Origin of the sequence: Phaeobacter sp. HF9A (genome assembly GCF_011806385.1) — a bacterium.
GTDB lineage: Bacteria > Pseudomonadota > Alphaproteobacteria > Rhodobacterales > Rhodobacteraceae > Epibacterium.
The window spans coordinates 1-25,686 of the sequence record NZ_JAATOX010000054.1 but is presented as its reverse complement, the minus strand read 5'-3'; the positions used below and the strand labels follow the sequence as shown (position 1 = coordinate 25,686).

Below are 25,686 nucleotides of genomic sequence, written 5' to 3'. Positions count from 1 at the left end.
GGAGGTGGAGGCGCTTTTGGCCAGCGAAGGGCAGCGGCTGGCCTTTGAGCCGATGGATCACCGGGCGCTGATGGGCACCAGTGGCGCGCCGACGATGGGGGGGATATTTGCGATCAATGCCTCCGGTCCGCGTCGTGTTCAGGGCGGCGCGGCGCGCGATTTCCTCTTGGGGGTGCGCTTTGTCGATGGGCGCGGCCAGGTGCTGCGCAACGGGGGGCGGGTGATGAAGAATGTTACCGGCTATGATCTGGTGAAGCTGATGGCAGGCGCGCATGGCACGCTGGGGGTGTTGACCGAAGTGGCGCTGAAAGTGTTGCCGCAGCCCGAGACCACGATGACGCTGGCGCTGCGGGATGTGGATCTCGCGACCGGGATTACGGGCCTCTGCGCGGCCCTCGGCTCGCCCTTTGACGTGACCGGTGCGGCCTACGACCCGGAGGCGCGGGCCGCCTATGTCCGGTTTGAGGGCTTTGGGGCCTCGGTGGCCTATCGGGCTGGCGAGCTGACCAAGCTGCTGGGCCGGGTGGGCGAGGTGGTGCAGATCCCGGAGGCGGAGGAGCTCTGGTGCGCTATCCGCGATGTGGCCGGTTTTGCCGGTCAGCCGGGTGATGTCTGGCGGATCTCGGTGAAACCCACGGATGCGATGCGCTTGATCCCGGCGCTGGGTGCGACGCGCTATCTTTGTGACTGGGGCGGCGGGTTGATTTGGGCCTTGATGCCCGAAGGCACGGACCTGCGGGAGAAGATGACGCTGCCGGGGCATGCCACCCTGGTGCGGGCGGGGATGGAGAACAGGCTGCCACGCTTTCATCCAGAGCCTGCGCCGCTGGCGGCCATTTCGACCGCGCTTCGCGCAGAATTCGATCCACGGGGTCTCATCAACCCGGGGCTAATGGGGTAGGGGCATGGACATTTTTGCAAAAGTAGAGTTCTGGCAAGCCATATCAGCCTTCGCCTGGCCTGTGGCTGTGGTGATTATTGCGCTGCTATTTCGCAAGCTCGTCGGCCTCTTGGTGAAGCGAGAGCGATTGACGATAAAGGTGGCAGGGATGGAAATCAGCGTCGCCGAGGCCACGGAGCAGGCGGGCAAGGAGCTTTCGGACCTGCAAGAACGGATTGCGGCACTTGAAGCGCGGCAAGCGAGGATGTCGGAGGCGGCATCGGCATCGGCATCGGCATCGGCATCGGCACCGGCATCGGGGCAGACGGTCGAAGTTGATACCTCCGCCGCTCCGCATACCGATATCGCGGCCGAGGCTTTACCGATGGCCCCGGCACAAAAGTCGATATTGTGGGTTGACGACTACCCGTCAAACAACGCGTTCATCATCGAAAAGCTGGAACGCGATGGCATCCGTATTCGCAAGGAATTGTCTACCGACGCTGCCATGAAGGCGCTTGGTGCTGACAGTTTTGATCTGGTGATCTCGGATCTCGGGCGGCAGGAGGGCGGGATCAATAATCATTTCGCAGGTCTGGAACTGGCGCGGGCGATGCGCGCGGCGGGGGTGACCCTGCCGTTGTTGATCTATGCGGGGCAGCGCGGTGTCGATAACAGGTCAAAGCTCCTTGCGGCAGGGGTGACGCAGGTTACGGCGTCGCCAGTGGATGTCTTCAAGTTTGTCGATCAGCACCTCAGGGAGATTTGAGATGCAGACCCATTTTACAGACGATCAATTGCAGGATCCGGGCACCCAACGCGCGAACGAGATCCTGCGCGCCTGCGTGCATTGCGGGTTCTGCACCGCCACCTGTCCCACCTATCAGGTGCTGGGCGATGAGCTCGACAGCCCGCGCGGGCGGATCTACCTGATCAAGGACATGCTGGAAAACGAGCGGGTGCCGGACGAAAAGACGGTGAAACATATCGACCGCTGTCTGTCCTGCCTGGCCTGTATGACCACCTGCCCATCAGGCGTGCATTACATGCATCTGGTGGATCACGCGCGGGCCTATATCGACAAACATTACAAACGTCCCTTTTCTGACCGGGCCCTGCGCTGGCTCTTGGCGCGCATCCTGCCCTATCCCACGCGCTTTCGCCTGGCATTGTTGGGGGCAAAGCTGGCCCGGCCCTTCAAGGGGGTGATGCCAGACGCCCGCCTGCGCGCGATGCTGGAGATGGCGCCCCGGGTGATCCCGCCGGTAAGCCGCAATGACGATCCGCAGAGCTTTGCCGCCGAAGGGGCGCCACTGAAACGGGTGGCGCTGATGACCGGCTGTGCGCAAAAGGCGCTCAATACCGATATCAACGACGCCACCATCCGCCTGCTGCGCCGTCTTGGCTGCGAGGTGGTGGTGGCCGAGGGCGCAGGCTGTTGCGGGGCGCTGACCCATCACATGGGGCGGGAGGACGAAAGCCACGCGTCGGCGGCCAGAAACATTCGCGCCTGGATGGCCGAGAAAAACGGCAAGGGGCTGGATGCCATCGTCATCAATACCTCTGGCTGCGGCACCACGGTCAAGGATTACGGCCATATGTTCCGCAATGATCCGCTGGCGGCGGATGCGGCGACGGTGTCGGATCTGGCGATGGATATCTCGGAGCTGCTGATGCAGCTGGATCTGCCCGAGCAGCCAGAGGCGGGGCTGACCGTCGCCTATCACGCCGCCTGTTCCCTGCAACATGGCCAGCAGATCAAGACCCACCCCAAGACGCTGCTGAAACGCGCCGGTTTTCGGGTGGTGGAACCCGCCGACAGCCATCTGTGCTGCGGCTCCGCCGGGACCTATAACCTGCTCCAGCCGGAGATTTCCGCGCAGCTGAAGGCGCGCAAGCTCAGGACGCTGGAGGCGACCTCGCCCGATATCATCGCGGCGGGCAATATCGGCTGCATGATGCAAATCGGCTCCGGCGCGTCGGTGCCCATCGTGCACACGGTGGAGCTTCTGGACTGGGCAACGGGTGGGCCAAAACCGCCCGCGCTCTCGGCCGCGCCCGCCGCGCCTGCGGTTCCGATCTTGCGTTGATCCCTCGCAACCGGCATCACAGAAGGGCGCGCGGAATCGCCTGCGCGCCGATATTTCGCCCCAAGCGCTGGCGCGGTGACGCGGCTTGGGGCGCCGGAGACCACCTGTGCTGTCACTCAAGCCTCTGATCCTGAATGCATTTCTTTGTGCCATGGCCGCGAGCGTCCAGGCCGGAGGGGCCTTGCATGTGGCGGATAGCAGGCTCAAGAGCCTGGAGACGACAGAGGCGGGGCGCGCATGGGAGGCCGTGGGGCGGCTGGACCGAGGCGGGATCGGGTTCTGCACCGGCGCCCTGATCGCGCCAGATCTGGTGCTGACGGCGGCGCATTGCCTGTTTGATCGCGAAACGCTGCAAGAGATCGACCCGACGACAATCGAATTCCTGGCCGGGTGGCGCAATGGGCGGGCCTCGGCCTATCGCGCGGTGAAACGCGCGGTTGTGCATCCGGCCTATGTCTACGACGGGACGCTCTCTGCCAGCCGGGTGCGCAATGATATCGCGCTGTTGCAGCTGCAACGGCCCATCCGCAATACCACCGTGACCCCCTTTGAAACCGACGTCCGCCCGCGCAAGGGCGCCCGTGTCGGGGTGGTCTCCTATGCGCAGGACCGATCAGAGGCCCCTTCGCTGCAAGAGGTCTGCTCGGTGATGGCGCGACAGGGCGGGGTGCTGGTGATGTCCTGCGATGTCGATTTTGGGGCCTCCGGCGCGCCGGTGTTTTCCTTTGACGGCGACCAGCCGCGCATCGTCTCGGTGATCTCGGCCAAGGCGCGGGTAGAGGGCAATCCGGTGTCGCTGGGGGCCTCGCTGGCGGACGAGCTGACATTGCTGGAGGCGCAGTTGACCGGCACCCATGTCGGCAGCCGCCTGCCCGAGGGGGTCGGCAGGGCGCAGGTCGGCGAACCCCGCCGCGGCGATATGGGCGCAAAATTTATTCGCAACTGACGCGCGGCCCCTTGAAACGGCCATAGCCTTTCATATGTCTTCTGATGTTCGGGGCGCCATGGATTGGGTCCCGGCAGATCGCTGCCCGTCCCTGTTGGGAGGGCTTCAAAGCAGTTAATCGCTCAAAGATGAGGATAAACCATGCGTACATTTGATTTTGCTCCGCTGCACCGCGCAACCGTCGGGTTCGACCAGATCGCCGACCTGATGGACCGGGTGATGAGCTCTGACATCCAGCAGCCAAGCTATCCCCCGTATAACATCGAAAAAACCGCCGATGATGCCTATCGCATCTCCATCGCCGTGGCTGGCTTCTCGGAAGATGAGCTGAACGTCGAGGTCAAGGCCCACGCGCTTGTCGTCTCGGCCCGCAAGGGCGAAGAGACCGGAGATCGCACCTATCTGCATCGCGGGATCGCCACCCGCGCGTTCGAGCGCCGCTTTACGCTGGCTGATCACGTGCGCGTCGAAGGCGCAAGCCATGCCGACGGCATGTTGCACATCGACCTGGTGCGCGAAGTGCCCGAAGCGCTGAAACCGCGCCGGATTGAAATCGCATCGGCCAGCGGCTCTGCGCCCAAGAGCATCACCAGCGCGGCCGTCAACTAACACCTCCCCGGGGCATCCGCCCTGTTTGCACCACCCCCGGCGTTTTCGTCGGGGGTGTTTTTTTGTTGCGGAATTTACGTGCCCTTACCATTCGGTAGGTTGCCTGCGCGCCTGTGGCGTGACTTATTGCAGCCATGACCCAAAGCCAGCCCCCTGACGCGACCACGCGTGCCCAGCTGATCCGCAGCGCCTGCCGCCTGTTTGCCGCGCATGGCTATGCCGGGGCCTCGATCTCTGCCATTGCGCGGGAACTGGGGCTGAGCAAACAGGCGCTCCTGCATCACTTCGGCACCAAATCCACCCTCTATGCGCTGGCCCTGGAGCAAACCTCCGCCGCGCTGCTCCAGCTCCTGTTTGAGGCGATGGAAGAAGACCGCCCGCCCGAAGATCAGCTGGAGCGTTTCTTTGCCCGTTTTCTGGCCTATACGCAGGCGGATGCAGCCCCGGCACAGCTTTTGATGCGAGAGCTGCTGGATCATGCGCGCCCACCAGACGGGCAGGCAAGCCCCGCCTTTGCCACGCTGCTGGAGAGCCTTGTCGCAACGGTACAGGCGACCGAGAAATGGCAACAGGCCGGTGTCAGCGCGGCGCTCTCGGTGGTGGCGCAGCTCCTTGGTGCTGCGCCGATGGTGTTTACCGCGCAAACCGCGCTGCAAGCGCTCTTTGGCGCGCCGACCCTTGCCGGCGCGCAGGAGCATAGCGCCCGGATCTTCTCTGATCTGGTGTCCCAGACCCTACGCGGCTAGGGCCGTGCGGCCCGTGGCCTCCCGGCGCAGCAGATAGGCGCTGGCGATCAGGATCAACGCCGTGCCCAGCCACATATTGCCATCCGGCATGAACCCGAACAGCACCGCACCCAGACCAACGTTAAAGAGCAGCTTGAGGTGATCAAAGGGCTGCAAAAAGGCCGCATCCGCCAGCGTATAGGCACGCACCAATGTATGCTGCGCCAGGGCCGTCAGCAATCCCGCGCCGATCACCAGCCAGATGGTCCCCATGGGCAGGGCAAAGCCGCTGCCAGCCGCCAGCGCCGCATTGGCCGGGCTGAGAAGCAGCAACAGATAGATGGTGACGGTCTCTGTGCTGTCCTGATCGGTTAGCCGCTTGGTCACCACCGAACTCGCCGCCCAGAGCGCCGCCGCCCCCACCGGCAGCAGCGCCGCCAGCCGGAACTGGTCGGACCAGGGGGACAGGATCACCATGCCGCCGATGATCCCCATCACCACGGCCCCCCAGCGATGCGGCGTGACCTCCTCGCGCAGCACCAACCCGGCCCCCAGGGTCACAAAGAACGGCGACAGCAGGATCAGCGCGATCGCCTGCCAGATCGGCACATGGGCCAGCGCCAGGGTCCAGAGCTGCACGCCGCCCACTGCCAGCACCACCCGCAGCACATGCGCCAGCTTTTGCCGGGTCGAGAGCACGGCCGCGCGATGCCGCCAGATCCACGGCAGGTAAAACAGCAGCGCAATCAGATACTGCCAAAAGGTGACCGTGGGCGCCGCTGCCCCATGTAGCATCGTCGCCGCCTGTAGCCCGGCGTTCACCAGTGCAAAACAGGCGCCGGCGGTTGCCATCAGACCCGCAGCCCGAAGAGGTGTTGAAAACTGTTGAGCCATCTGCGTTTCGTCCTTTCCTTGTCCCGCATGTGACCCAAGGCAAACGAACAGATACACGCCCCTCCAGAGGGTCGCGCAGCTCTCCATTCTCTTCCATCCGGACTGTAACCGTCGGCCCCGGAATTCCACCGGATCTGCTGACACCTGTGCGCAAGACAACAGGCCGCTCGTGGGCTTTCACCACCGGTAGGGAATTTCACCCTGCCCTGAGAATAGCCCCTTCCTAGCGTGCAGCCCGCATAAATCAAAGCCCCGTGACGGCCATCCAGCGCGGTTTTCCGACCCGCGACGTCTTCTAACTCCAAATATCCTGGGGTGAATGGCCCGCAGGGCCAGAGGGGCAACGCCCCTGCGCCGAACGCAAAAGGGGCCCCGCTCTGGGGCCCCTCAGGATTGCATTGGACGGAGGATTTATTCGACCTTGAAGGACCAGAACATGGTCTCGCCGGAACTGTCGTCCACACCGTCATTGTCAGTCACAACCCAGGCGGTGCCATCCTTCTGGATCGCCAGCCCTTCGACCTTGTCCAGCACATAGCCGCCGGTAGAGGTCAGATCGGGCAGCAGGTCGCGCACCAGCTCCTTGGTCACAACCGGCAGCTCGCCACCCAGGGGTGCGGGCTGCATGTCGGCCAGCGGGATGCGATAGATCTTCTTGGTCACGGCGCGGAAATCATGCTGGTTGTCGCGCTCGATCACATAGACATAATCGCCATGGGCGACGATCTCCGACAGGCCAACCCAGCCCGTCTCGGGGGCTTCCTTGGGATAGAGTACTGCGCCCCATTCCTTGGTTTCCAGATTGTAGGAGACCAGCTTGACGTGATCCGCCGGGTCATCCTTCCATTCACGCTGCACGGCCATCCACAGGGTGTCGCCCACCTTGGTGATGCCCTCAAAGCCAAAGCGCTTCTCATGGGCCAGAAGCTCCGCCGGGATGGGGATCTCGCCCTTGTTGGTCTTGATCAGACCATCGGCCTCGACATGGTAGATCGCATGCGGGATCGCGCGTTCCATGCGGCCTTCGGAGGCGACATAGAAACCGCCTTTGCCGTCGAGCGTGATGCCCTCCATATCCAGTTTCTGCGCCGCGTCGCCATTGGCACGATGCACGCGGATCACATCCACGATGCGGGCGGGCGTTTGCGAGGGGTCAATCTTGAAAATCGAGGGCTGGAAGCCATAGAAGCTGTCGTTGACCGCATAGAGCATGCCGTCGTCATCGGCGACCAGGCCCGAAAGCGCGCCCCAGCCGATCAGCTCATCGGCGCCGGCAGAGGTCAGATGCGGATAAACAGCTGCGCCGTCTTGCTGCTGATAGATCATCACATGCGCCCGGGCGCCGCCATCTTCCAGCAGGTCCTTTTCATTGGCCGAGATCAGCAAGCCACGGTCGGGGATCACCGCATAGCCTTCGGGGCCGGTGCCCGAGGGCAGGAGTTGCGTCAGAACCGGATTGGCCGGATCGGTGACATCATAAACACCGACAACAGAGGCGCGCTCGGCCCCGACAAACACATAGGGCGTGCCGTCATATTCGGCAAAGGTCACCGATTCCGGCTCGATCCCCTTGGCGTCGGAGCGTTTGTCCGGGTAATGCCCGATCTGGATCACCGCATGTTCAAAATCGACGCCGCTGTCATAGACCAGCGTGCCGTCCTTGTTGAAAATGCTCCAGCCGCGCGATCCGCCCTCGTAATCACCCTCGTTGGCAATGGCGAACATGTCGTCATTGATCCAGGTCACCGCGTCGGGCTCGCGCTTGCGGCCCTGCTGGCTCTCGGTGAAGATCAGCGCGCCGCGTTCGTCGGTGGCGTCGATCCCCTCCAGATCCACGGTGCCGGCAGAGAAATGGTTCAGGATTTCGCCGTCCCGGGAGACCACAGCCAGATGGTTGTTTTCCTGCAAGGTCACCACGGTTTCGCCAAGGCTGTTGATGGAGACATATTCCGGCTCCGGGTCGCTGGGGGCGATCTCGGCCAGGCCGGTCAGATCCACGACGGCCATGCTGTCACAATCGAGGCCACCCTCGGGGGTGTTGATCATCACCAGATTGCCCGCCGGCATCTGCGGGATCACCCCATCGTTCAGGTCTTCGTCGCGCTCGTTCTCGATCGCCACGGAGATAAACGTGCCATCCTTGGATTTCGCCACGGAATCCGGCTGACCGCCAATGTCACAGGATCCGATTTCCGTGCCATCGGTGGTGTTAAAGGCCATCAACTGGCCAGAGGGATGGGTGTAGCTTTCCGAGGTGTTGACCCCGACATAGGCCACCGAACCGATCACCGCGACAGAGGTCGGCTCGCCCGGCAGCGCAATCGCGCCCTTGGGGGCGGGGTTGGCGGGGTCGGTGATATCCACCAGACCCAGCGCCTCCAGCGGGCTGTCGGTATAGGCGAGGGTCATCCCGTCCGCGGTAACGTCGAGGATCTCGGGCGAGGTTTCGCGGGTCATGTCGCTTCCCTCGGCCATGTTTTTGACCACCGGGAAGGAGGCAATACGGTTAAATGACTTCTCTGCATGCGCAAGACCAGCGGTCAGCGCGAGGGCAGATGTCAGGCAGGCAAGGCGCAAGGACATCGACGGCTCCTGTTGATAGAATTTCGATGCCTAGGCCTTGTCCGCCGGGGGTAATAAAAACGTGACATTTTTTTATATATTTCGTGATATTGAAGTCTTGTCGTCGCTTAAATTGTGTCATCCGTAATGCGACAAGGTGCTATTGTGCGTGCCGGGAGGACGGAATGAATACATCAGTTCTGGAGAAAGAAGATGCGGATCTTGTCCGGGCAAGTTTCGGCAAGGTCTTTGCGCGCAAGGCAGAGCTGACCGATAAATTCTACGAAATCCTGTTCCAGCAACGACCTGAAGTGAAGGAGATGTTCAAGAATGACTTCGTTCGCCAAAAGGAAATGTTCGCCAAGGTGCTGACCAGCGGCGTGCGCAGCATCGGCGATGACGGCAATTTCGCCCCGATGGTTGACCACCTGCTGCTGCTGCATCGGCATCTCAACCTGGTGCCGGAACATGTGTATATTGCACAGGGGGCCCTGCTTGCCGCCTGCGATGTGATCCTGCGGCCGGAGCTGTCCAGCGCGGAGTTCGCCGCCTGGGAGCGGGCGCTGCGTCGGTTGTTCAAAAGCATGGCGGCAGGGGTCACGCCCCCCGCCGCCTAGATCTGGTCTCCGTCTCTGCTGGTCGGGCTCAGACCGACATGCAGAGATATTTCATCTCAAGATAGTCCTCGATGCCGTGGTGGCTGCCCTCGCGGCCCAGGCCGGATTGCTTGACGCCGCCAAAGGGGCCAAGCTCGCTGGAGATGAGGCCGGTGTTGATGCCGACGATCCCGTATTCCAGCGCTTCGGCCACCTTGTAGACGCGGCTCAGGTCCTTGGCGTAGAAATAAGACGCAAGGCCAAAGATGGTGTCATTGGCCATCTCGATCACCTCGTCCTCACTCTCGAATTTGAACAAGGGGGCCAGCGGGCCAAAGGTCTCGTCCTGCGCGAAATCCATGTCGCGGGTGGCGCCGGTCACGATGGTGGGCTCAAAGAAGGTGCCGCCCAGCTCGGAGGGGTTGCCGCCCAGGATCACCTCGGCGCCCTTGCTCTTGGCGTCGGCGATATGGGCTTCGACCTTCTCAACAGCTGCGGGGCTGATCAGCGGACCAAAGGCGGTGCCGTCTTCCATCCCGTCGCCGAGCGCCATCGCGGCCACTTTTTCCTTCAGCTTGGCGGCGAAGGCGTCATAGATGCCGGACTGCACATAGATCCGGTTGGCGCAGACGCAGGTCTGACCGTTGTTGCGGAACTTGCACAGGATCGCGCCCTCAACCGCGGCGTCCAAATCGGCGTCGTCAAAGACGATAAAGGGCGCGTTGCCGCCCAGTTCCATCGAACATTTCATCACCTGATCGGCGGCCTGGCGGAGCAGGATGCGCCCCACATTGGTGGAGCCGGTGAAGGTCAGCTTGCGCACGATGGGGTTTTCGCAGAATTCCTTGCCGATGCCTGCCGCGTCGCTGGACGGGATCACATTGAACACACCCGCGGGAACGCCGGCCCGTGCCGCCAGAACCGCCAGCGCGGTGGCGGAGAGCGGCGTTTCCGACGCAGGACGTGCCACAAAGGCGCAGCCCGCCGCCAGCGCCGGGCCAGCCTTGCGGGTGATCATCGCATTGGGGAAGTTCCACGGCGTGATCGAGGCCGCAACGCCGATCGGCTGTTTGATCACGGTGATGCGCTTGTCGCGCTGGTGGCCGGGGATGGTCTCGCCGTAGATGCGCTTTGCCTCTTCGCCGAAGAATTCGATAAAGGCGGCCCCATAGGCGATTTCGCCCCGGGCTTCGGCCAGCGGTTTGCCCATTTCAGCGGTCAGCAGGATCGCCAGGTCCTCCTGGTTTTCCAGGATCAGATCGAACCACTTGCGCAGCACGGCGGCGCGCTCCTTGCCGGTCCATTTGGCCCAGTCCTTTTGCGCGATATTGGCAGCGGTAATCGCGTCGCGCGCCTGCATGCGGCTCACATCAGCCATCCGGGCAATCACGTCGCCGCGCGCGGGGTTCACCACTTCGAAGTGGCCTTCGCCAGCAACAAACTCGCCGTTGATATAGGCCCGTTCCTCCAGGAGCGACGGATCTTTCAGGAGCGATTTCAGATCGGTTGAGGTTTTCAGCATGGTCTTCTCCACAAATTCGTGTCTCGCAAATCCAAATCAGTTGCGCCTAATGTTGTCCAGTGAGACCTATAGGTCCAGTTTCGGAAAGACGAAGGAACCACAATGGAACTCGATGACGCCTACACAAACGGTGCCTATATCGAAGGGGCAGCAGATTACCCGCCGCGCTGGGCGGCCTCGGCGCAGGATTTTCGCAATGCGCTGCACGAGCGGGCACGGCTGGATATCCCCTATGGCCCAGGCGAGCGGCAACGGTTCGATCTGTTCCTGCCAGAGACCCCGCCAAAGGGGCTTTGTATCTTTGTTCACGGTGGCTACTGGCTGCAATTTGACAAATCATACTGGTCCCACTTGGCGGTTGGCCCGCTGGCGCAGGGCTGGGCGGTTGCGATGCCCTCTTATGATCTGTGCCCCGATGTCACGATCGCCGAAATCACCCGGCAGGTGGCGCAGGCGGTGCAGGTGATCGCCGCCGAGGTCGAAGGCCCGATTGCCCTGACCGGCCATTCCGCGGGCGGCCATCTGGTGGCACGGATGCTCGACAAGGCGCTCCTGCCCGAGGAGATCGGCGCGCGGATCAAGACTGTGGTGCCGATTTCGCCGCTCTCGGATCTGCGCCCGCTGCTGCGCACCTCTATGAATGACAAGTTCAAGATGCAGGCCGCCGATGCCACCGCCGAAAGCCCGGTCGAGATGCAGGATCGCTTTGGCGCGGAGGTCACCGTCTGGGTCGGGGGCGCGGAACGTCCGGCCTTTCTGGATCAGGCCATCTGGCTGGTCGAAGCCTGGGGCGCGGATCACGTCATCGCCTTTGAAAAACACCATTTCAACGTGATCGACGCCCTCGCCGACCCGGACAGCGATATGGTCGCGGTGATGACGGGTTAATCACCAGACGCGAAAATGCTTCGGGGCGGGACGCGGGATCTTGCTCCGGGGCGTTTCATGGCGCAGGATAGGGGCGGAGCACGGCGATGGCGTCGCCCCCCGCCGCAGGATTGGCGGGCGCTCTTTTTCTATCATTCCATCCTGTACGCCGGGATCTTCTTTGTTCAAAGGAGGGTCCAGCATGACTGCTCGTCCTGAAATGTATCGCTTTCACAATGGTGAAAAGGCGCCGCTGCAATTTGCCGTGGCCGAATACGAGGCCCGCATCGCGCATCTGCGCCGCCTCATGTCCGATCTCGGGGTGGAGGCCGCGGTCTTAACTTCGATGCATAATATCTCCTACTACTCCGGCTTTACCTATTGTTCCTTCGGCCGCCCCTATGGGCTGGTGGTGACGGCAGAGCAGGCGGTGACCATCAGCGCCGGGATCGACGCCGGCCAGCCCTGGCGGCGCAGTTTCTGCGACAACATCACCTATACCGACTGGCAGCGCGATAACTTCTGGCGCGCCATCCTGTCGGTGACGGGCGCGGGCCGGGTGGTCGGCTATGAAAGCGATCATCTGACCCTGCTCCAGCAGGGCAAGCTGGACCATTTCCTCGCGCCTGCGCGGAGGGTGGATCTTTATGAGGCCACAATGCGCCAGCGCATGTATAAATCCAGCGCCGAGCTGGAGCTGATCCGCGCCGGGGCCGCGGTGGCCGATGTCGGCGGCTATGCCATTCGCGATGCGGTCAAGGAGGGCGCGCGAGAGATTGACGTCGCCATGGCCGGGCGCGACGCGATGGAGCGCGAAATCGCCCGGCGCTTTCCCGATGCGGAATATCGCGACACCTGGGTCTGGTTCCAGTCCGGGATCAACACCGATGGTGCCCATAACCCGGTCACCGGGCGCCGCTTGCAGCGCGGCGATATCCTGTCGCTCAACACATTTCCGATGATCTCGGGCTATTACACCGCGCTGGAGCGCACGATGTTTGTCGGCGAGGTCGATGCCGACAGCCTGGCGATCTGGCAGGCCAATGTCGCCGCCCATGAGTATGGCATGTCGCTGCTGCAACCGGGGGCGAGCTGCGCCGAGATCACCCATAAGATCAACGCCTTTTTTGAGGAGCGCGACCTGCTGCAATATCGCAGCTTCGGTTATGGTCACTCCTTTGGCGTGCTGTCGCATTACTACGGGCGCGAGGCGGGGCTGGAGCTGCGCGAAGATATCGACACCCGGCTGGAACCGGGCATGGTGATCTCGATGGAGCCGATGCTGACCCTTGCGGAGGGAGAACCCGGCGCGGGAGGATATCGCGAGCATGATATCCTGATCGTGACCGAGGACGGGCCGGAGAATATCACCGGTTACCCCTATGGGCCCGACTTCAATGTCGTGGGCTGAGGCGGCGATCTCCTGAAAGACCTTGACCGACACGCGCAGGCGCTGCATCCAGCGCGTGTCGGCACCGGCGCAACAGCCTTTGCCGTGACAGATGTAATTTGGCCTATGTCATTGTTTTTTAGCGTCGGACTGCCGACATTGGTGAAAACGCGATTGCGGGCGGTTTGGATCGGGAAGGGGGCAAAATGGCCTATGTGAAGTGGTTTTTTATTCTGACCTTCTGGCTCTGTGTCGGGGGCTTTCTGCATTACACCCTGCCGCAATATGACGTGGTGCGCATCGTCAACACCTATGAAAAACGCCAGCAGCTGGGCGACTGGACACGGATCTTCTGGTCCACGCCGGACAACCAGAGCAACGCGCTGGACAATCGCGATGTTCAGTTCATCTCGGCCGTGCGTCCCGATGACTCTGTTATCGTCTATCGCAACGAGGACACCGGCTGGAGCTGGCCGCCCTATTTCAAATTCGACAGCGCAGATCTCTATACCGAGGCCAATGACGCGATCTCCACCAAGGAAGACCCGGAGTGGGTGCGCGTTATGCACTATGGCTGGCGCAACGAATTTCTCTCGGCCTTCCCCAATGCGATTTCCATCACCCCGGCGGCGGGGCCGGATGACAAGCCGGTCAATTGGATCAGCATCACGATCCTGGTGCTGCTGGCGGCGATGTTCTGGGCCATCTATGTGCGTTTGCGGCGGTTCAAGCGCAATCGCATCGACCCGCTGATCGACAATGTCGAAGATGGGTTCTATGCCGCCGGCGATGCGATCGAGAACAACACCCGCGGCGTGCGTCGCTGGTTTCGGCGCAAGCCGCGCTAGCGGTCAGTCGTCAAACAGACCCTCTGTGGCGCGGATCAGGTCCAGCGCGCTGTGAGTGCCAAGTTCCAGGAATTCCGCCAGCGCGCGCGCGTTTTCCTCGGTGCTGCCGTGCTCATACATGACCCAGTGACGATCAAAACCGGCATCGCGGATCTGGTCCACTTCGCGGTTCAGGTCGTTGCGAATGGTCGGCAAGAGCCGCATCAGCGTTGCTGGCGGCGTGTGCTCCCCGGCCAGTCCGATCCTGCGGGCATGGCCGATCAGGTAGTCGTCTGAAAAGCTGCAGTCGATCCGCAACATGCGCGTATGGGAGCGATCCGAAAAGAAATCATGCATCAATTCCAGCGCCAGCGGGTCCATGCAGACAATCAGCCGATCCGTCTGGAAGTGGTCAAACAGCATCCGCATCAGCGCGCGCCGGTGGCGGGTGCGTTTCTCCAGCGTTTGCTGAATGCCCCCCAGATCCGGCAGCGGCGTGTCTTCCTCGTTGAACAGATAGGCGATGGCTGGCGTGTCGCTCACCCTGCGGATGCGCTCCAGCAGGCGTTTGGCCACATGCCATTTCTTGCAGGTGATGATCAAAAGCTGACGCTCGCGGCCGAGGCTGCTTTCGGTTTCCCAGAACCGCGGGGCAAAGCGTTGTCCGATCCGGCCGCGTTCGGTCAGGAAACGATGCAGGTTCCGCCCCTCGTTAGAGATCTGGAACTCCACGCCCTGCGCCGCATAAAGCGTGCCCAGCCGGGATTTCAGCTCGGTCGCATCGGGGCTGATCTTGCGCGCAAAGAGGAAGTCCTGACTGAGCAGCAAGTCATAGTGATCATTGTAGAAACAGACCGGCATGCCGTAGTCGCTGAACATCAAAAAGGTGAGCGTGCGGCTCTCGATTTCCTGCTCCGGGATCAGGTGGCGCACCAGCGTCTGAAAAAAGGTCTCATCCGGGATCCAGGTGGTGGCAAAGAACCGCATGACATCGCGCCGCTTGCGGGTCATGTCGAGGATCGCCTCCGCCGTGGTGCGCCGCAGGCACCACCACTGGCTGCCGATCTGTATCTGGAGATCATCGGGGATCGCGCGGGTCAGCCCCAGCTTGCGTTGCAGCTCGTAGCTGAAATAGAACCGGCGCTTCTGGGTGCGTTCATTGAAATAGTGCCGGTAAATCAGCCGATCTTCCTTCATGCCGGTCTTGATCCAGTCGCTCTCGAAGAAATCGACGCTTTCGATATAATCCTTGTTGTGGCGATCGAGAAAGTCGCGGGCATATTCGGCGGTCTTGATGGCCATGCAATCGCCGGACAGCATATAGACATGGGTGGCACGTGGAAAATGCGCCAGCGCGGCCTGCAAGGTGTTGAGCGTGGCCCGCACCAGTGACCATTCTCCCCAGCCGCATTTGATCCGGCGCGGGGCGAAGGCAACATTGGGATTTTGTGCGAGGGCGGCCCGGATGGTGCGATACTCCTCGGCACTGGCGCGCCCATCGAAGTGAATCGCGATATAGTCTCCGGTCGCAGTGAGCCGCTCCGCCTGGGCGATGATCGCCTCCGGGTTCTTGTGGCAGAGCAGAATATAGGCGATTTTTGCCATCTTCGGGACGCAATCCACTGTTTTATAGGATTGTTTCCTTGATAGAGGGGAACACGGGCTGAAGAAACCAGATTATTTTGCATTTTGCACAATGGCGGGCAAACTGAGCCGAGAGACGAGTGAGGGGCGAAAGATGGGATTTCCAGGCACCTGGATGACGGAAAGTGAAAGCATGGTCTATCGGGTGGTGCCGAAATGCGCCTGCTCCACGATCGGGCAGATCATGTATTATTCGGATCACGGTCGTTTTTTTGACGGCGATATTCACGATTCCACCGAAGGGCTGCACAAATGGGGGCAGGAGGAGAGCCGCCCGCTGATCGAGGCCAATGTCGGCGCGCATAAATCCTATGCCTTTACCTGCGTGCGCAATCCCTACACGAGGATCCTGAGTTCGTTCTTTGACAAGATCTGCGGCATCCAGCGCAACGGCCGGCGCTATCGCGGCAATCTGGTGCCAAAGCTGATGTATGACTATGGCATCGAGGTTGGCGGCGAGGATGGCAAGCAGGAGTTTGACCAGATCAGGAGCTTTCGCCGTTTCTTGCTGTTTGCCCGCGACAGCATCCGCTGGCGCCGCCCGATGGAGCCAGATATCCACTGGTCGGCGATGTCGGGCCATGTCTCCACCTTTGTGGTGAACGGCGGGCGCTACGACAAGATCATCTGGACCGAGCGCTTTAACGAGGGCATGCAGCAGGTGCTGGATGCGACCGAGCGGCCGCATGCGGTGGATCTGGCGAGCATCCCGCGCTTTAACGAGAGCGAAGGCCACGGACCCAAGCGGGCGCATCCGGTGGAGGAGTATTTCGACGATCTGTCGATGCATCTGGTCTATGAGATCTACAAACGCGACTTTGAGGTTTTCAAATATGATTTTGAACACCCGGGCAACAAGATGCCGATCGGCGAGATCGACCTGGATGAAGTCCACGCCAAGCTGGGCGATTAATCCGCTCCGGGGGCGCTCCCGCCTAGGCTGCGATCATTGAAATGATCTGGCCCGGTTGGGCCGGGCGCCGGGCTGACGCCCGGCGCGGGCGCGCATCTTGGCCGATTTCTACCCTATCGGCGGCGCGGTTTATGGCAGGTAAGGCGCGTTTGCTGAGAAGCGGTTCAGGGGCAGGTCTGCCCTGAACGCGCCGATGCAAGCTTGTCTTGGGGTGGGCGCGTCAAGGGTGAACCGCGCCAGGGCGCGGCGGCTCTGCCGCCCTTGACCCGGACCGCGGGCCTATGCGCGCCATCGGGACGAAAAAGGCCCCCGCGTTTTATGCGCGGGGGCCTTTCCATGTTGCACTGGGGGGCGATTACGCGTCGTCGTCCGGGAGCTGGCGTACCGCGCCTTTGGCGGCCGATGTGGCGAGCAACGCATAGGCCTTGAGCGCGGTCGAGACCTTGCGCTTGCGCGGCTTTTCGGGCTTCCAGCCTTTTTCGTCCTGCGCGGCGCGGCGCGCGGCCAGGGTGGCCTCGTCCACGGCGAGGTTGATCGTGCGGTTGGGGATGTCGATCTCGATCTTGTCGCCCTGCTGCACCAGACCGATCGCGCCGCCCTCGGCCGCCTCGGGGGAGACATGGCCGATGGACAGACCCGAGGTGCCGCCGGAAAAACGCCCATCGGTCAGGAGGGCGCAGTCTTTGCCCAGACCCTTGGATTTCAGATAGGAGGTCGGGTAGAGCATTTCCTGCATGCCGGGACCGCCGCGCGGGCCCTCGTAGCGGATCACCACCACATCGCCGGCCTTGACCTTGCCGGTCAGGATGTCGTTCACCGCCTGATCCTGGCTCTCGCAGACATAGGCGGTGCCGGTGAAGGTGAGGATCGACGCGTCCACGCCCGCGGTTTTCACGATACAGCCATCCAGCGCGATATTGCCAAAGAGCACTGCGAGGCCACCGTCCTGGCTAAAGGCGTGTTCCTTGGCGCGGATCACGCCATTTTCGCGGTCGGTGTCCAGCTCCTTGAAGCGGTTTTCGGTAGAAAACGCCTGCGTGGTGCGCACGCCGCCGGGGGCCGCCTTGAACAGGCTTTCGGCCTCCGGGTTATTGGCGACTTTGATGTCCCATTTGGCGATGGCCTCGCCCATGGTGGAGCTATGCACGGTCGGCACATCGGTGTGCAAAAGCCCGGCGCGGGAGAGCTCACCCAGGATGGAGAAGATGCCACCGGCGCGGTGCACATCCTCCATATGGACGTTCTCGATATTGGGCGCGACCTTGCACAGGCAGGGCACTTTGCGGCTGAGCCGGTCGATGTCCTGCATGGTGAAATCGACCTTGCCTTCATTGGCGATCGCCAAGAGGTGCAGCACCGTATTGGTGGAACCGCCCATGGCGATGTCGAGGCTCATGGCGTTCTCGAAGGCCTCGAAGGTGGCGATATTGCGCGGCAGCAGGCCTTGTTCCTCGCCCTCATAGTGGCGCTTGGTGATCTCGACGATCTTGCGGCCGGCCTCCAGGAACAGATGTTTGCGGTCGGCATGGGTGGCCAGGGTGGAACCATTGCCCGGCAGCGCCAGCCCCAGCGCCTCGGCCAGGCAGTTCATCGAGTTGGCGGTGAACATGCCGGAGCACGACCCGCAGGTGGGGCAGGCGTTTTCCTCGATATGCTGCACTTCGGCGTCGGTCAGCGTGTCGCTGGCGGCGGCGACCATGGCATCGACCAGATCGACCTTCTTGGCATCCAGCGATTCGATGTCGATCTTGCCCGCTTCCATCGGCCCGCCGGAGACAAAGATCACCGGAATGTTCAGCCGCATCGCCGCCATCATCATCCCGGGGGTGATCTTGTCGCAGTTGGAGATGCAGACCATGGCATCGGCGCAATGGGCGTTGACCATATATTCGACGCTATCGGCGATCACCTCGCGCGAGGGCAGCGAATAGAGCATGCCGTCATGGCCCATGGCGATGCCGTCATCCACCGCGATGGTGTTGAATTCCTTGGCAACGCCCCCGGCGGCCTCGACCTCGCGGGCCACCATTTGGCCGAGGTCCTTGAGGTGCACGTGGCCGGGCACAAATTGGGTGAAGGAGTTGACAATCGCGATGATCGGCTTGCCGAAATCATCGTCGCCCATGCCGGTTGCGCGCCACAGGCCGCGGGCACCGGCCATGTTGCGACCGTGAGTGGAGGTTCTGGATCGGTACATCGGCATAATGCTGGTTCCCTATATTTTTGCCCACAGGGACACTATTCGCGCAGCAAAGGCAATATGTCGGGGCGGGTTGAGGTTGCGAAATTGCGATATCGCGAGGCTGGAGGCAAGCTTTGCAAAGGCGGGTGTCAGGGGCGGGTCGGCGCTGGCAGAACCGGGCTCCGCAAGGCGCGCGGCGCGCCCGCGTTTGCCGCAAGCGAAGAGAGATCGATCTGGCGCGGCATCCGGGTTTTCCTCGGGCGATGGCTGGGGTAGGTGTTGTGCGTTATAGCGCACGCTACAATTTGTGCGCTATAACGCACAAGACTTTTTTGGCAGGTGGCGTGTCTGACCCGGGAGACAGCGATGGATGATGCTGGCATTACCTTGAATTTGCGGAATATTCGCAGCGCCGCCGGGCTCAGCCTGTCGCGCGCCGCCGAGGTCACCGGGGTCAGCAAGGCGATGCTGGGGCAGATCGAGCGCGGCGAATCAAGCCCGACCATCGCCACGCTCTGGAAGATTGCCAAAGGGTTTCACCTGCCGCTGACAACGTTGATCGAGGCAAGCACGCGTCCCGAAGGGCGCGGCGGCGAGGTCTTTCGCACGGTGCAGTTTCCCGGCAGCATCCAGGTGAAGATCGTCTTTCCCTTTGACCCGGTGCTGGGGGCCGAGACCTTTCACGTGACCCTGAAGCCGGGCCAGTGCCACCCGTCGCCCGCCCATGACGCGGGCGTGACCGAGGAGGTCTTTGTGTTGGAGGGGGCGATGGAGGTGCTGCGCGAGGGCGACTGGGTGCCGCTGGAAGCGGGGCAGGGGCTGCGTTTTGCCGCCGATCAGCCACATGGCTATCGCGGCGGGGAGCGCGGCGCGGTGTTTCTCAATATGCATCACTATCGCAAGGCCGGGCAGGCGCAGGCAGAGATGTGACAGGCCCGGCTTGTATCGTCCGGGGGCGGGGCGTAGCACGGAGGCCAGGCAATTTTTTCACCGGGACATTTCAAGAGGCTCAATATGGAACGAGACACCCTGCGCGGCAGCCTGTTGATGGTGCTGGCGATGGCGGCCTTTGCGCTGGAGGATATGGTCATCAAATCGGTGGCGGGCGGCCTGCCGACGGGGCAGGTGCTGATCCTCTTTGGCCTTGGCGGTATGGGGATCTTTGCGATCATGGCGCGTGCGCAAGGGTCCCCCCTGTGGCACCCGGGCTTTTGCACGCGTCCGCTGCTGTGGCGCGCGGTTGCGGAGGTGTCAGGGCGGCTGTTCTTTACCCTGGCGATCGTGCTTGCCCCCTTGTCGCTGGCCTCGGCGATTCTGCAAGCCACGCCGCTGGTGGTGACCGCCGGGGCGGTGGTGTTCTTTGGCGAGCGGGTGGGCTGGCGGCGCTGGCTGGCGATCGGCGTCGGCTTCATCGGCGTGCTGATGATCCTGCGGCCCGGGATGAGCGGCTTTGAGGCGACCTCCCTGCTGGCGGTGGCGGGGATGCTGGGCTTTGCCGGTCGGGATCTGGCCACGCGGGCGGCCCCCAGAACCATGAGCAATGCGCAGCTCGGGATCTTTGGCTTTGCGATGTTGGCGATCGCCGGGGTGATCCTTCTGGCCGGCACCGGCGGCGCGGTCTGGCTCTCCCTTGCTCAGGCGGGGGCCCTTGCAGCGGCGGTGGTCATCGGCGTTCTGGCCTATATGGCGCTCACCGGGGCGATGCGGTCGGGGGCTTTGTCGGTGGTGGCGCCGTTTCGCTACACGCGGCTGGTCTTTGCCATGGCGCTGGGGGTGCTGGTGTTTGGCGAACAGCCCGACCTGATGACCCTGCTCGGCTCTCTGGTGGTCGTCGGCAGCGGTATCTTCACGCTCTTGCGCAGTGGTCCGCCCGCAAAATCGCCGTAGGCTGGCCCCGCTTTCCGGCACGCATGATCTTGCGCCCGCGCCCGCGCCGCCTTACATCTGCGCCCTATGGCCAATGCGAAATCAGATCCGAACTACAAAGTTGTTGCCGAAAACCGCCGGGCGCGGTTCGACTATGCAATCGAGAGCGATCTCGAATGCGGCATCATGCTCGAAGGCTCCGAGGTCAAATCGCTGCGGGCCGGGGGCACCAATATCGCTGAATCCTACGCCACCGTGGATGAGGGCGAGCTCTGGCTGGTGAATTCCTATATTGCCCCCTACGAGCAGGCGCGGATGTTCAAGCATGAAGAACGCCGCCGTCGCAAGCTCCTGGTCTCGCGCAAGGAACTGTCGGACCTGTGGAATGCCACCCAGCGCAAGGGCATGACGCTGGTGCCTCTGGTGATGTATTTCAACCATCGCGGCAAGGCGAAGATCAAGATCGGCATCGCCAAGGGCAAGAAGAACCACGACAAGCGCGAGGCGCAGGCGCAGCGGGATTGGTCGCGGCAGAAACAGCGGCTGCTCAAGGAGCACGGCTGAGGCGCAGGCCCCACGCAAACCCATAAGAAAAAGGCCCCGCTTGGGGCCCTTTTTATGTCACCGCTGATGTCGTCGCAGCCATCAGCTGAGCTTTTTCAGATCCGCGATCATCTTGTCGATATCACCGCCATTGCGGTCGATCATCGCGCCGATTTCGGTGCGCTCGGTCAGCAGCAGGTTCACGCCCTCGATGAACATGTTGAAGAACAGATCCTTGCCGGTGCGGTCGGACACGTGGAAGGTCACCTCAAACGGCGATTGCCCCTTCAGGTAGGCCACGCAGGAGACCTCGTACCATTTCTTGACCTTCTTGACGCCGGTGACCTCCAGCCGGCCGCCGATGAACTCGCGGAAGCGGCTGCCGTATTTGCGCGCGATATAGCCCTGAAAGGCGTTTGAAAACGCGCGCTTCTGGGCGCTGGTGGCGCGGCGGGCGTCCACGCCCATGGCATAGGCGGCAATATAGGAGGTGTCGCTGTAGCGCTCAAAGATGCGCTCGAACGAGCTGTACATCGCGCTTTCGCTCTTGCCCGAGGCAATCACCTTGTTGATGTCGTTGACCAGGCTGTTGATCAGCTTTGAGGCCGAGTTTTCATCCAGCGCAAAGGCGGGGAGGGCCATCAGGGAGGCGCCCGCGGCGCCCAGCGAGGTGAGGAATTGGCGGCGTTGCATGATTAGAAACCTCCGGTGTCCAGTTCAAACGGATCAATATTGGCGCTGGGATCTTCTTCGCCCAGTTCGAACCGCCGATTTTGCAAATAAATCTGGCGGCTCTGCGCATAGCTGTCCGCGCTTTCATAGAGAATCGAATCGATCGTGTCGGAATACTTACCGCGATTGCCCAGCTGGTCCACGACCTTGGCGGGCAGGTCAACGTCTTGAGCGGGATTATTCGCAAGATGGCTGAGCGGGTTGGTGAAGAAATCAACGGTGATCCCCACCGCATCGCGGGTGGTGGAGGGGCCAAAACCGGGCAGTTCCACATAGGCGCCTTCACCGGCCCCCCAGACATGCAGGGTTTCGCCAAAATCAGTGCGCGCCGGGGCCATCTTGAATTCAGTGGCCGGATCGCCCAGACCGCCGATCCCCAGGACGGTGTTCACCGCAAAGCGCGCCATCGCCTGACCGGCGCCCTTGACGTTGCCTTGCAGCAGGAAATTGACCGCATCTCCGGGTTTGGAGAGGTTCTCGGCGAAATTGCCAAAGGCCGTGACCATATCCGGGGGAACGATCGCAACATAGCCCTTGGAGGCAGGGCGGAAGGCATAGCGGTCCAGCCCCTTGTTGAACTGGTGGATCGAGCGGTTGGTACTCTCGTAGGGGTCAAAGATCTCGCCCGCCGCCCTGGCCGCCGGATCCTGAGCCGCGCAGCCAGCGGTCAGCACCGCAGAAGACAGCACAAGCGCGGCAAGGGGTGATTTCAGCGATGGTATCATGTCTATCAATTTTCCAGTTTCGACCGGCCAGGCCACCTGTTTCCTATGCGTCACTTAGCAATCTTCACACGCGATCCCAGTGCAAACCCCGGTCGAGGCCGAGCGCTGTGGCAGAATTGAAACAGATTTGAGCCCCTGAGGATGAAAATGCAAGTACCCCCCGCGCGGGAGGCCGCGATTGGGTGTTCCACAAAGGTATGCAAAGTTTTTTGCCAAAGATAAAGCCATCCTTCCGATATCTCGCTCTCTGCTGGGATGCGCTGTGCAGGCTTGCACGCATTTGCCTCTTTCCGCCCTGCAACTTCCCTTGTAGCGTCCGCCGCAACAGATACTGCATGCGGATAAAGGAGCCTCCCATGAGCGTTGACGCCAAACTGCAATCCCTCGGCCTGACCCTGCCCGATGCCCCGGCACCCGCGGCGAACTATGTGCCCTATGTGATCTCCGGCAATATGCTGTTTGTCTCCGGGCAGATTTCCTCCGATGAAAACGGCTTGATCACCGGCACGCTCGGCGCAGAGCTGGATGTCGAGGCAGGCCAGGCGGCGGCGAAACGCTGCGCGCTGTCGCTGCTGGCACAGGTCAAGGCGGCCTGCGGTGGCGATCTGGGCAAGCTAAAGCGCGTGGTCAAACTGGGCGCCTTTGTGAACTCTACCGCCGATTTCACCCAGCAGCCGCAGGTGGTGAACGGCGCCTCCGACCTGCTGGTCGAGGTGCTCGGCGATCTGGGCCGTCACGCGCGCTCTGCGGTCAGCTCGCCCTCGCTGCCGCTTGGTGTGGCAGTGGAAATCGACGGCGTGTTCGAAATCGAGGTCTGATTTCCAATGACTGCTCCGGCACTGCCAGCGGCCTTTTTGCAGTATCCGATCACCCATCGGGCGCTGCATGGGCAATCTGATGCCTGTCCCGAAAACAGCCGCGCGGCCATCCGCGCGGCGATCGAGGCCGGCTATGGGATCGAAATCGACGTGCAGCCCTCGGCAGATGGGGTTGCGATGGTCTTTCACGACTACAGTCTGGACCGCCTCACCGATGAGAGCGGTCCGATCAAGGCCCGCAGCGCCAGAGAACTGGGCGCGATCCCGCTGAAAAACGGCGACGGCGAGGGGATTCCCAGCTTTGCCGAGGTGCTTGAGATCGTGGCGGGGCAGGTGCCGCTGCTGGTCGAGATCAAGGATCAGGACGGCGAAATGGGCCCAAATGTCGGCGCGCTGGAGGCTGCGGTGGCGGCGGATCTGGCGGGCTATGCCGGACCGGTGGCGCTGATGTCCTTCAACCCCCATAGCGTGGCGGAGCTTGCGCGCATCGCACCCGACGTGCCGCGCGGCCTGACCACCAGCTCCTATGAGGCCGCAGACTGGAAGATCCTGCCCGCCGACCGCCGCGCCGAGCTGCGCGAGATCCCGGATTTTGATCGGGTCGGGGCCAGCTTCATCAGCCACCAGGCTTCGGATGTAGCCTCCGCGCGGGTGCAGGCGCTGCGGGGGCAGGGGGTGGCGATCCTCAGCTGGACCATCCGCTCGCCCGAACAGGAGGCAGAGGTCCGCCAATATGTTGATAACGTGACGTTTGAGGGCTATCGCGCGCCGCTGCCGACTTGATTGAGGGCGGCGCCTGCCCAAATACTAATGAAGCAGAGAGGTGGCATGACACAGGCGGACAACACTGACGCGAATGTTGAAATTCGCGTGCTCGGCGCGCTCTCGCAGATTGCGGCGGCGGATTGGGACAGCTGCGCCTGCCCCGAGGCCGCTGCCGGCGGGCGGCCACTGGATCCGTTTACCACCCATCGTTTCCTCAGCGCGCTGGAAGAGAGCGGCTCGGTCGGGCCGGGGACCGGCTGGCAGCCGCAATATCTGACCTGCTATCTCGACGACCAGCTGATCGCCTGCGCGCCGCTTTACGCCAAGGGGCACAGCCAGGGCGAATATATCTTTGATCACAACTGGGCCCATGCCTATGAGGGGGCCGGCGGGCGCTATTATCCGAAACTCCAGATCGCGGTGCCCTTTACGCCCGCGACGGGGCGGCGGTTTCTGGTGCGGCCCGGCTATGAGGCGGTGGGGCTCTCGGCGCTGGTTCAGGGCGCGGTGCAACTGGCCTCGGACAATCAGCTCTCCTCGCTGCATGTGACCTTCTGCACCGAAGCAGAAGCCGAAATCGGGCGCGAGATCGGCCTGATGGCGCGCAGCACGCAGCAGTTTCACTGGCTCAATGATGGCTATTCGGGGTTTGAGGATTTCCTCGCCGCGCTCTCCTCGCGCAAGCGCAAGACCATCCGTAAGGAGCGGCGGCAGGCGCAGGGGTTTGGCGGCGAGATCCAGACCTATAGCGGCGCGGATTTGCGCCCCGAACATTGGGATGCCTTCTGGCGCTTTTATCAGGACACCGGCAGCCGCAAATGGGGCTCGCCCTATCTGACGCGGGATTTCTTTGATATCGTGCACGAGACAATGGCCGATGACGTGGCGCTGGTTCTGGCGCAGCGCGAGGGCCAGGCCGTGGCCGGAGCGCTGAATTTCATCGGCGCGGATGTGCTCTATGGCCGCTATTGGGGCTGCATCGAGCATCACCCCTGCCTGCATTTTGAGCTGTGCTACTATCAGGCCATCGACCTTGCCATTGAGTGGGGGCTGGCGCGCGTCGAGGCGGGCGCGCAGGGCGAGCACAAACTGGCGCGGGGCTACCTGCCGACGCAGACGCATAGCCTGCATTGGGTAGGGGATCCCGGCTTTCGCAAGGCGATCAAACAATACCTGGAGGCCGAACGCGCCGCCATCGACGAGGAAATCGAGATCCTCACCAGCTATGGCCCGTTCAAGAAAACGCAAGTGGAGGAACACCAATGACCGAGAAGCTCTCGGAAGAAACACGCGGGCCGCTGCTACAGCCGCTCTTTGCCACCGGCTGGCAGATGGTTGAAGACCGCGATGCGATCCGCAAGACCTTCAAGTTCGACGATTTCGTGGAGGCCTTTGCCTTTATGACCAAATCGGCGATCTGGGCCGAGAAATGGAACCACCACCCGGAGTGGAGCAATGTCTACAACCGGGTGACGGTGCTGCTGACCACCCACGACGTGGAGGGGCTGAGCGCATTGGATGCCAAGCTGGCCCGGAAAATGGACGGGTTGGTCTAGGCTCAGGGCCCAAAACACGCGCTGATACGACGGC

25 protein-coding genes and 1 riboswitch are annotated in these 25,686 nt (G+C 62.3%); of the genes, 18 read left to right on the top strand and 7 right to left on the bottom strand.

Annotation, left to right across the window (positions count from 1 at the left end):
• The 6 genes from HCZ87_RS11385 to HCZ87_RS11360 all read left to right on the top strand — a co-directional run.
• A partial coding sequence (locus HCZ87_RS11385) for an FAD-binding protein (protein ID WP_167643881.1) occupies positions 1-901 on the top strand: 901 nt, incomplete at its 5' end.
• A gap of 4 nt (positions 902-905) precedes the next feature.
• Positions 906-1,649 (top strand): two-component system response regulator, encoded by a 744-nt coding sequence (locus HCZ87_RS11380; RefSeq protein ID WP_167643880.1) that lies wholly within the window; start codon positions 906-908, stop codon positions 1,647-1,649.
• A gap of 1 nt (position 1,650) precedes the next feature.
• Complete coding sequence (glcF, locus tag HCZ87_RS11375) at positions 1,651-2,970, top strand: glycolate oxidase subunit GlcF (RefSeq protein WP_167643879.1); 1,320 nt, start codon at positions 1,651-1,653, stop codon at positions 2,968-2,970.
• A gap of 151 nt (positions 2,971-3,121) precedes the next feature.
• Positions 3,122-3,916 (top strand): serine protease, encoded by a 795-nt coding sequence (locus HCZ87_RS11370; RefSeq protein ID WP_167643878.1) that lies wholly within the window; start codon positions 3,122-3,124, stop codon positions 3,914-3,916.
• A gap of 141 nt (positions 3,917-4,057) precedes the next feature.
• Complete coding sequence (locus HCZ87_RS11365) at positions 4,058-4,525, top strand: Hsp20 family protein (protein ID WP_167643877.1); 468 nt, start codon at positions 4,058-4,060, stop codon at positions 4,523-4,525.
• A 134-nt stretch (positions 4,526-4,659) separates the two neighbouring features.
• On the top strand, positions 4,660-5,271 hold the full coding sequence (locus HCZ87_RS11360; protein ID WP_167643876.1) for a TetR/AcrR family transcriptional regulator: 612 nt from the start codon (positions 4,660-4,662) through the stop codon (positions 5,269-5,271).
• Here the strand turns inward: HCZ87_RS11360 and HCZ87_RS11355 are convergent.
• Together HCZ87_RS11355 and HCZ87_RS11350 are read right to left on the bottom strand one after the other, a co-directional pair.
• Positions 5,260-6,144, bottom strand: a complete 885-nt coding sequence (locus HCZ87_RS11355) for a DMT family transporter (protein WP_167643875.1) — start codon at positions 6,142-6,144, stop codon at positions 5,260-5,262. The genes HCZ87_RS11360 and HCZ87_RS11355 overlap by 12 nt on opposite strands.
• Before the next feature lie 81 nt (positions 6,145-6,225).
• Positions 6,226-6,362: riboswitch (FMN riboswitch) on the bottom strand.
• A 193-nt stretch (positions 6,363-6,555) separates the two neighbouring features.
• The gene (locus HCZ87_RS11350) at positions 6,556-8,727 is read right to left on the bottom strand and encodes an esterase-like activity of phytase family protein (RefSeq protein ID WP_167643874.1); all 2,172 of its coding nucleotides are present in this window, start codon (positions 8,725-8,727) and stop codon (positions 6,556-6,558) included.
• Between the two features lie 164 nt (positions 8,728-8,891).
• On the opposite strand from HCZ87_RS11350, the gene HCZ87_RS11345 reads away from it, so the two are divergent.
• Positions 8,892-9,323: a globin gene (locus HCZ87_RS11345; protein ID WP_167643873.1), complete on the top strand. Its 432-nt coding sequence runs from the start codon at positions 8,892-8,894 to the stop codon at positions 9,321-9,323.
• A 28-nt stretch (positions 9,324-9,351) separates the two neighbouring features.
• Here the strand turns inward: HCZ87_RS11345 and HCZ87_RS11340 are convergent, their stop codons facing one another.
• Positions 9,352-10,824 (bottom strand): NAD-dependent succinate-semialdehyde dehydrogenase, encoded by a 1,473-nt coding sequence (locus HCZ87_RS11340; protein WP_167643872.1) that lies wholly within the window; start codon positions 10,822-10,824, stop codon positions 9,352-9,354.
• Between the two features lie 102 nt (positions 10,825-10,926).
• Here HCZ87_RS11340 and HCZ87_RS11335 point away from each other — a divergent pair, with 102 nt between their 5' ends.
• The 3 genes from HCZ87_RS11335 (at position 10,927) to HCZ87_RS11325 (ending at position 13,929) form a co-directional block, all read left to right on the top strand.
• A complete protein-coding gene (locus HCZ87_RS11335; protein WP_167643871.1) occupies positions 10,927-11,712 on the top strand; it encodes an alpha/beta hydrolase in 786 nt (261 codons plus the stop codon).
• A gap of 181 nt (positions 11,713-11,893) precedes the next feature.
• Positions 11,894-13,102 carry an aminopeptidase P family protein gene (locus HCZ87_RS11330; protein ID WP_167643870.1) on the top strand — a complete coding sequence of 403 codons (1,209 nt, stop codon included), beginning with the start codon at positions 11,894-11,896 and terminating at the stop codon, positions 13,100-13,102.
• A 185-nt stretch (positions 13,103-13,287) separates the two neighbouring features.
• On the top strand, positions 13,288-13,929 hold the full coding sequence (locus HCZ87_RS11325) for a DUF1523 family protein (RefSeq protein WP_167643869.1): 642 nt from the start codon (positions 13,288-13,290) through the stop codon (positions 13,927-13,929).
• A 3-nt stretch (positions 13,930-13,932) separates the two neighbouring features.
• Here HCZ87_RS11325 and HCZ87_RS11320 read toward each other — a convergent pair whose 3' ends face one another.
• Positions 13,933-15,513 carry a DUF5928 domain-containing protein gene (locus tag HCZ87_RS11320; RefSeq protein WP_167643868.1) on the bottom strand — a complete coding sequence of 527 codons (1,581 nt, stop codon included), beginning with the start codon at positions 15,511-15,513 and terminating at the stop codon, positions 13,933-13,935.
• Between the two features lie 133 nt (positions 15,514-15,646).
• Here HCZ87_RS11320 and HCZ87_RS11315 point away from each other — a divergent pair, with 133 nt between their 5' ends.
• Entirely contained in the window at positions 15,647-16,465 is an 819-nt protein-coding gene (locus tag HCZ87_RS11315; RefSeq protein WP_167643867.1) for a sulfotransferase family protein, read from the top strand.
• Between the two features lie 355 nt (positions 16,466-16,820).
• Here the strand turns inward: HCZ87_RS11315 and ilvD are convergent, their stop codons facing one another.
• Entirely contained in the window at positions 16,821-18,668 is a 1,848-nt protein-coding gene (gene ilvD / locus HCZ87_RS11310) for a dihydroxy-acid dehydratase (RefSeq protein WP_167643866.1), read from the bottom strand.
• 345 nt (positions 18,669-19,013) lie between these two features.
• Here ilvD and HCZ87_RS11305 point away from each other — a divergent pair, with 345 nt between their 5' ends.
• From HCZ87_RS11305 to smpB, 3 genes are all read left to right on the top strand, one after another.
• Positions 19,014-19,577 (top strand): helix-turn-helix domain-containing protein, encoded by a 564-nt coding sequence (locus HCZ87_RS11305; RefSeq protein WP_167643865.1) that lies wholly within the window; start codon positions 19,014-19,016, stop codon positions 19,575-19,577.
• 84 nt (positions 19,578-19,661) lie between these two features.
• Positions 19,662-20,534, top strand: coding sequence for a DMT family transporter (locus tag HCZ87_RS11300; protein WP_167643864.1), 873 nt, complete (start codon positions 19,662-19,664; stop codon positions 20,532-20,534).
• 66 nt (positions 20,535-20,600) lie between these two features.
• Positions 20,601-21,077, top strand: a complete 477-nt coding sequence (gene smpB / locus HCZ87_RS11295; protein ID WP_167643863.1) for an SsrA-binding protein SmpB — start codon at positions 20,601-20,603, stop codon at positions 21,075-21,077.
• Positions 21,078-21,158: 81 nt separating this feature from the next.
• On the opposite strand, the gene HCZ87_RS11290 is transcribed toward smpB, so the two are convergent.
• Complete coding sequence (locus HCZ87_RS11290) at positions 21,159-21,749, bottom strand: phospholipid-binding protein MlaC (protein WP_167643862.1); 591 nt, start codon at positions 21,747-21,749, stop codon at positions 21,159-21,161.
• 2 nt (positions 21,750-21,751) lie between these two features.
• Positions 21,752-22,513: a VacJ family lipoprotein gene (locus tag HCZ87_RS11285; RefSeq protein WP_167643861.1), complete on the bottom strand. Its 762-nt coding sequence runs from the start codon at positions 22,511-22,513 to the stop codon at positions 21,752-21,754.
• Between the two features lie 356 nt (positions 22,514-22,869).
• Here HCZ87_RS11285 and HCZ87_RS11280 point away from each other — a divergent pair, with 356 nt between their 5' ends.
• Genes HCZ87_RS11280 through HCZ87_RS11265 form a run of 4 tightly spaced genes read left to right on the top strand, consistent with a single transcriptional unit; the run spans position 22,870 to position 25,652 of the window.
• Positions 22,870-23,331 (top strand): RidA family protein, encoded by a 462-nt coding sequence (locus HCZ87_RS11280; protein WP_167643860.1) that lies wholly within the window; start codon positions 22,870-22,872, stop codon positions 23,329-23,331.
• A gap of 6 nt (positions 23,332-23,337) precedes the next feature.
• Positions 23,338-24,114: a glycerophosphodiester phosphodiesterase family protein gene (locus HCZ87_RS11275; protein ID WP_167643859.1), complete on the top strand. Its 777-nt coding sequence runs from the start codon at positions 23,338-23,340 to the stop codon at positions 24,112-24,114.
• Positions 24,115-24,159: 45 nt separating this feature from the next.
• Positions 24,160-25,362 (top strand): GNAT family N-acetyltransferase, encoded by a 1,203-nt coding sequence (locus tag HCZ87_RS11270; RefSeq protein ID WP_167643858.1) that lies wholly within the window; start codon positions 24,160-24,162, stop codon positions 25,360-25,362.
• Positions 25,359-25,652 carry a 4a-hydroxytetrahydrobiopterin dehydratase gene (locus tag HCZ87_RS11265; protein WP_167643857.1) on the top strand — a complete coding sequence of 98 codons (294 nt, stop codon included), beginning with the start codon at positions 25,359-25,361 and terminating at the stop codon, positions 25,650-25,652. The genes HCZ87_RS11270 and HCZ87_RS11265 overlap by 4 nt, the downstream gene beginning before the upstream one ends.
• The last annotated feature ends 34 nt before the right edge of the window (positions 25,653-25,686 follow it).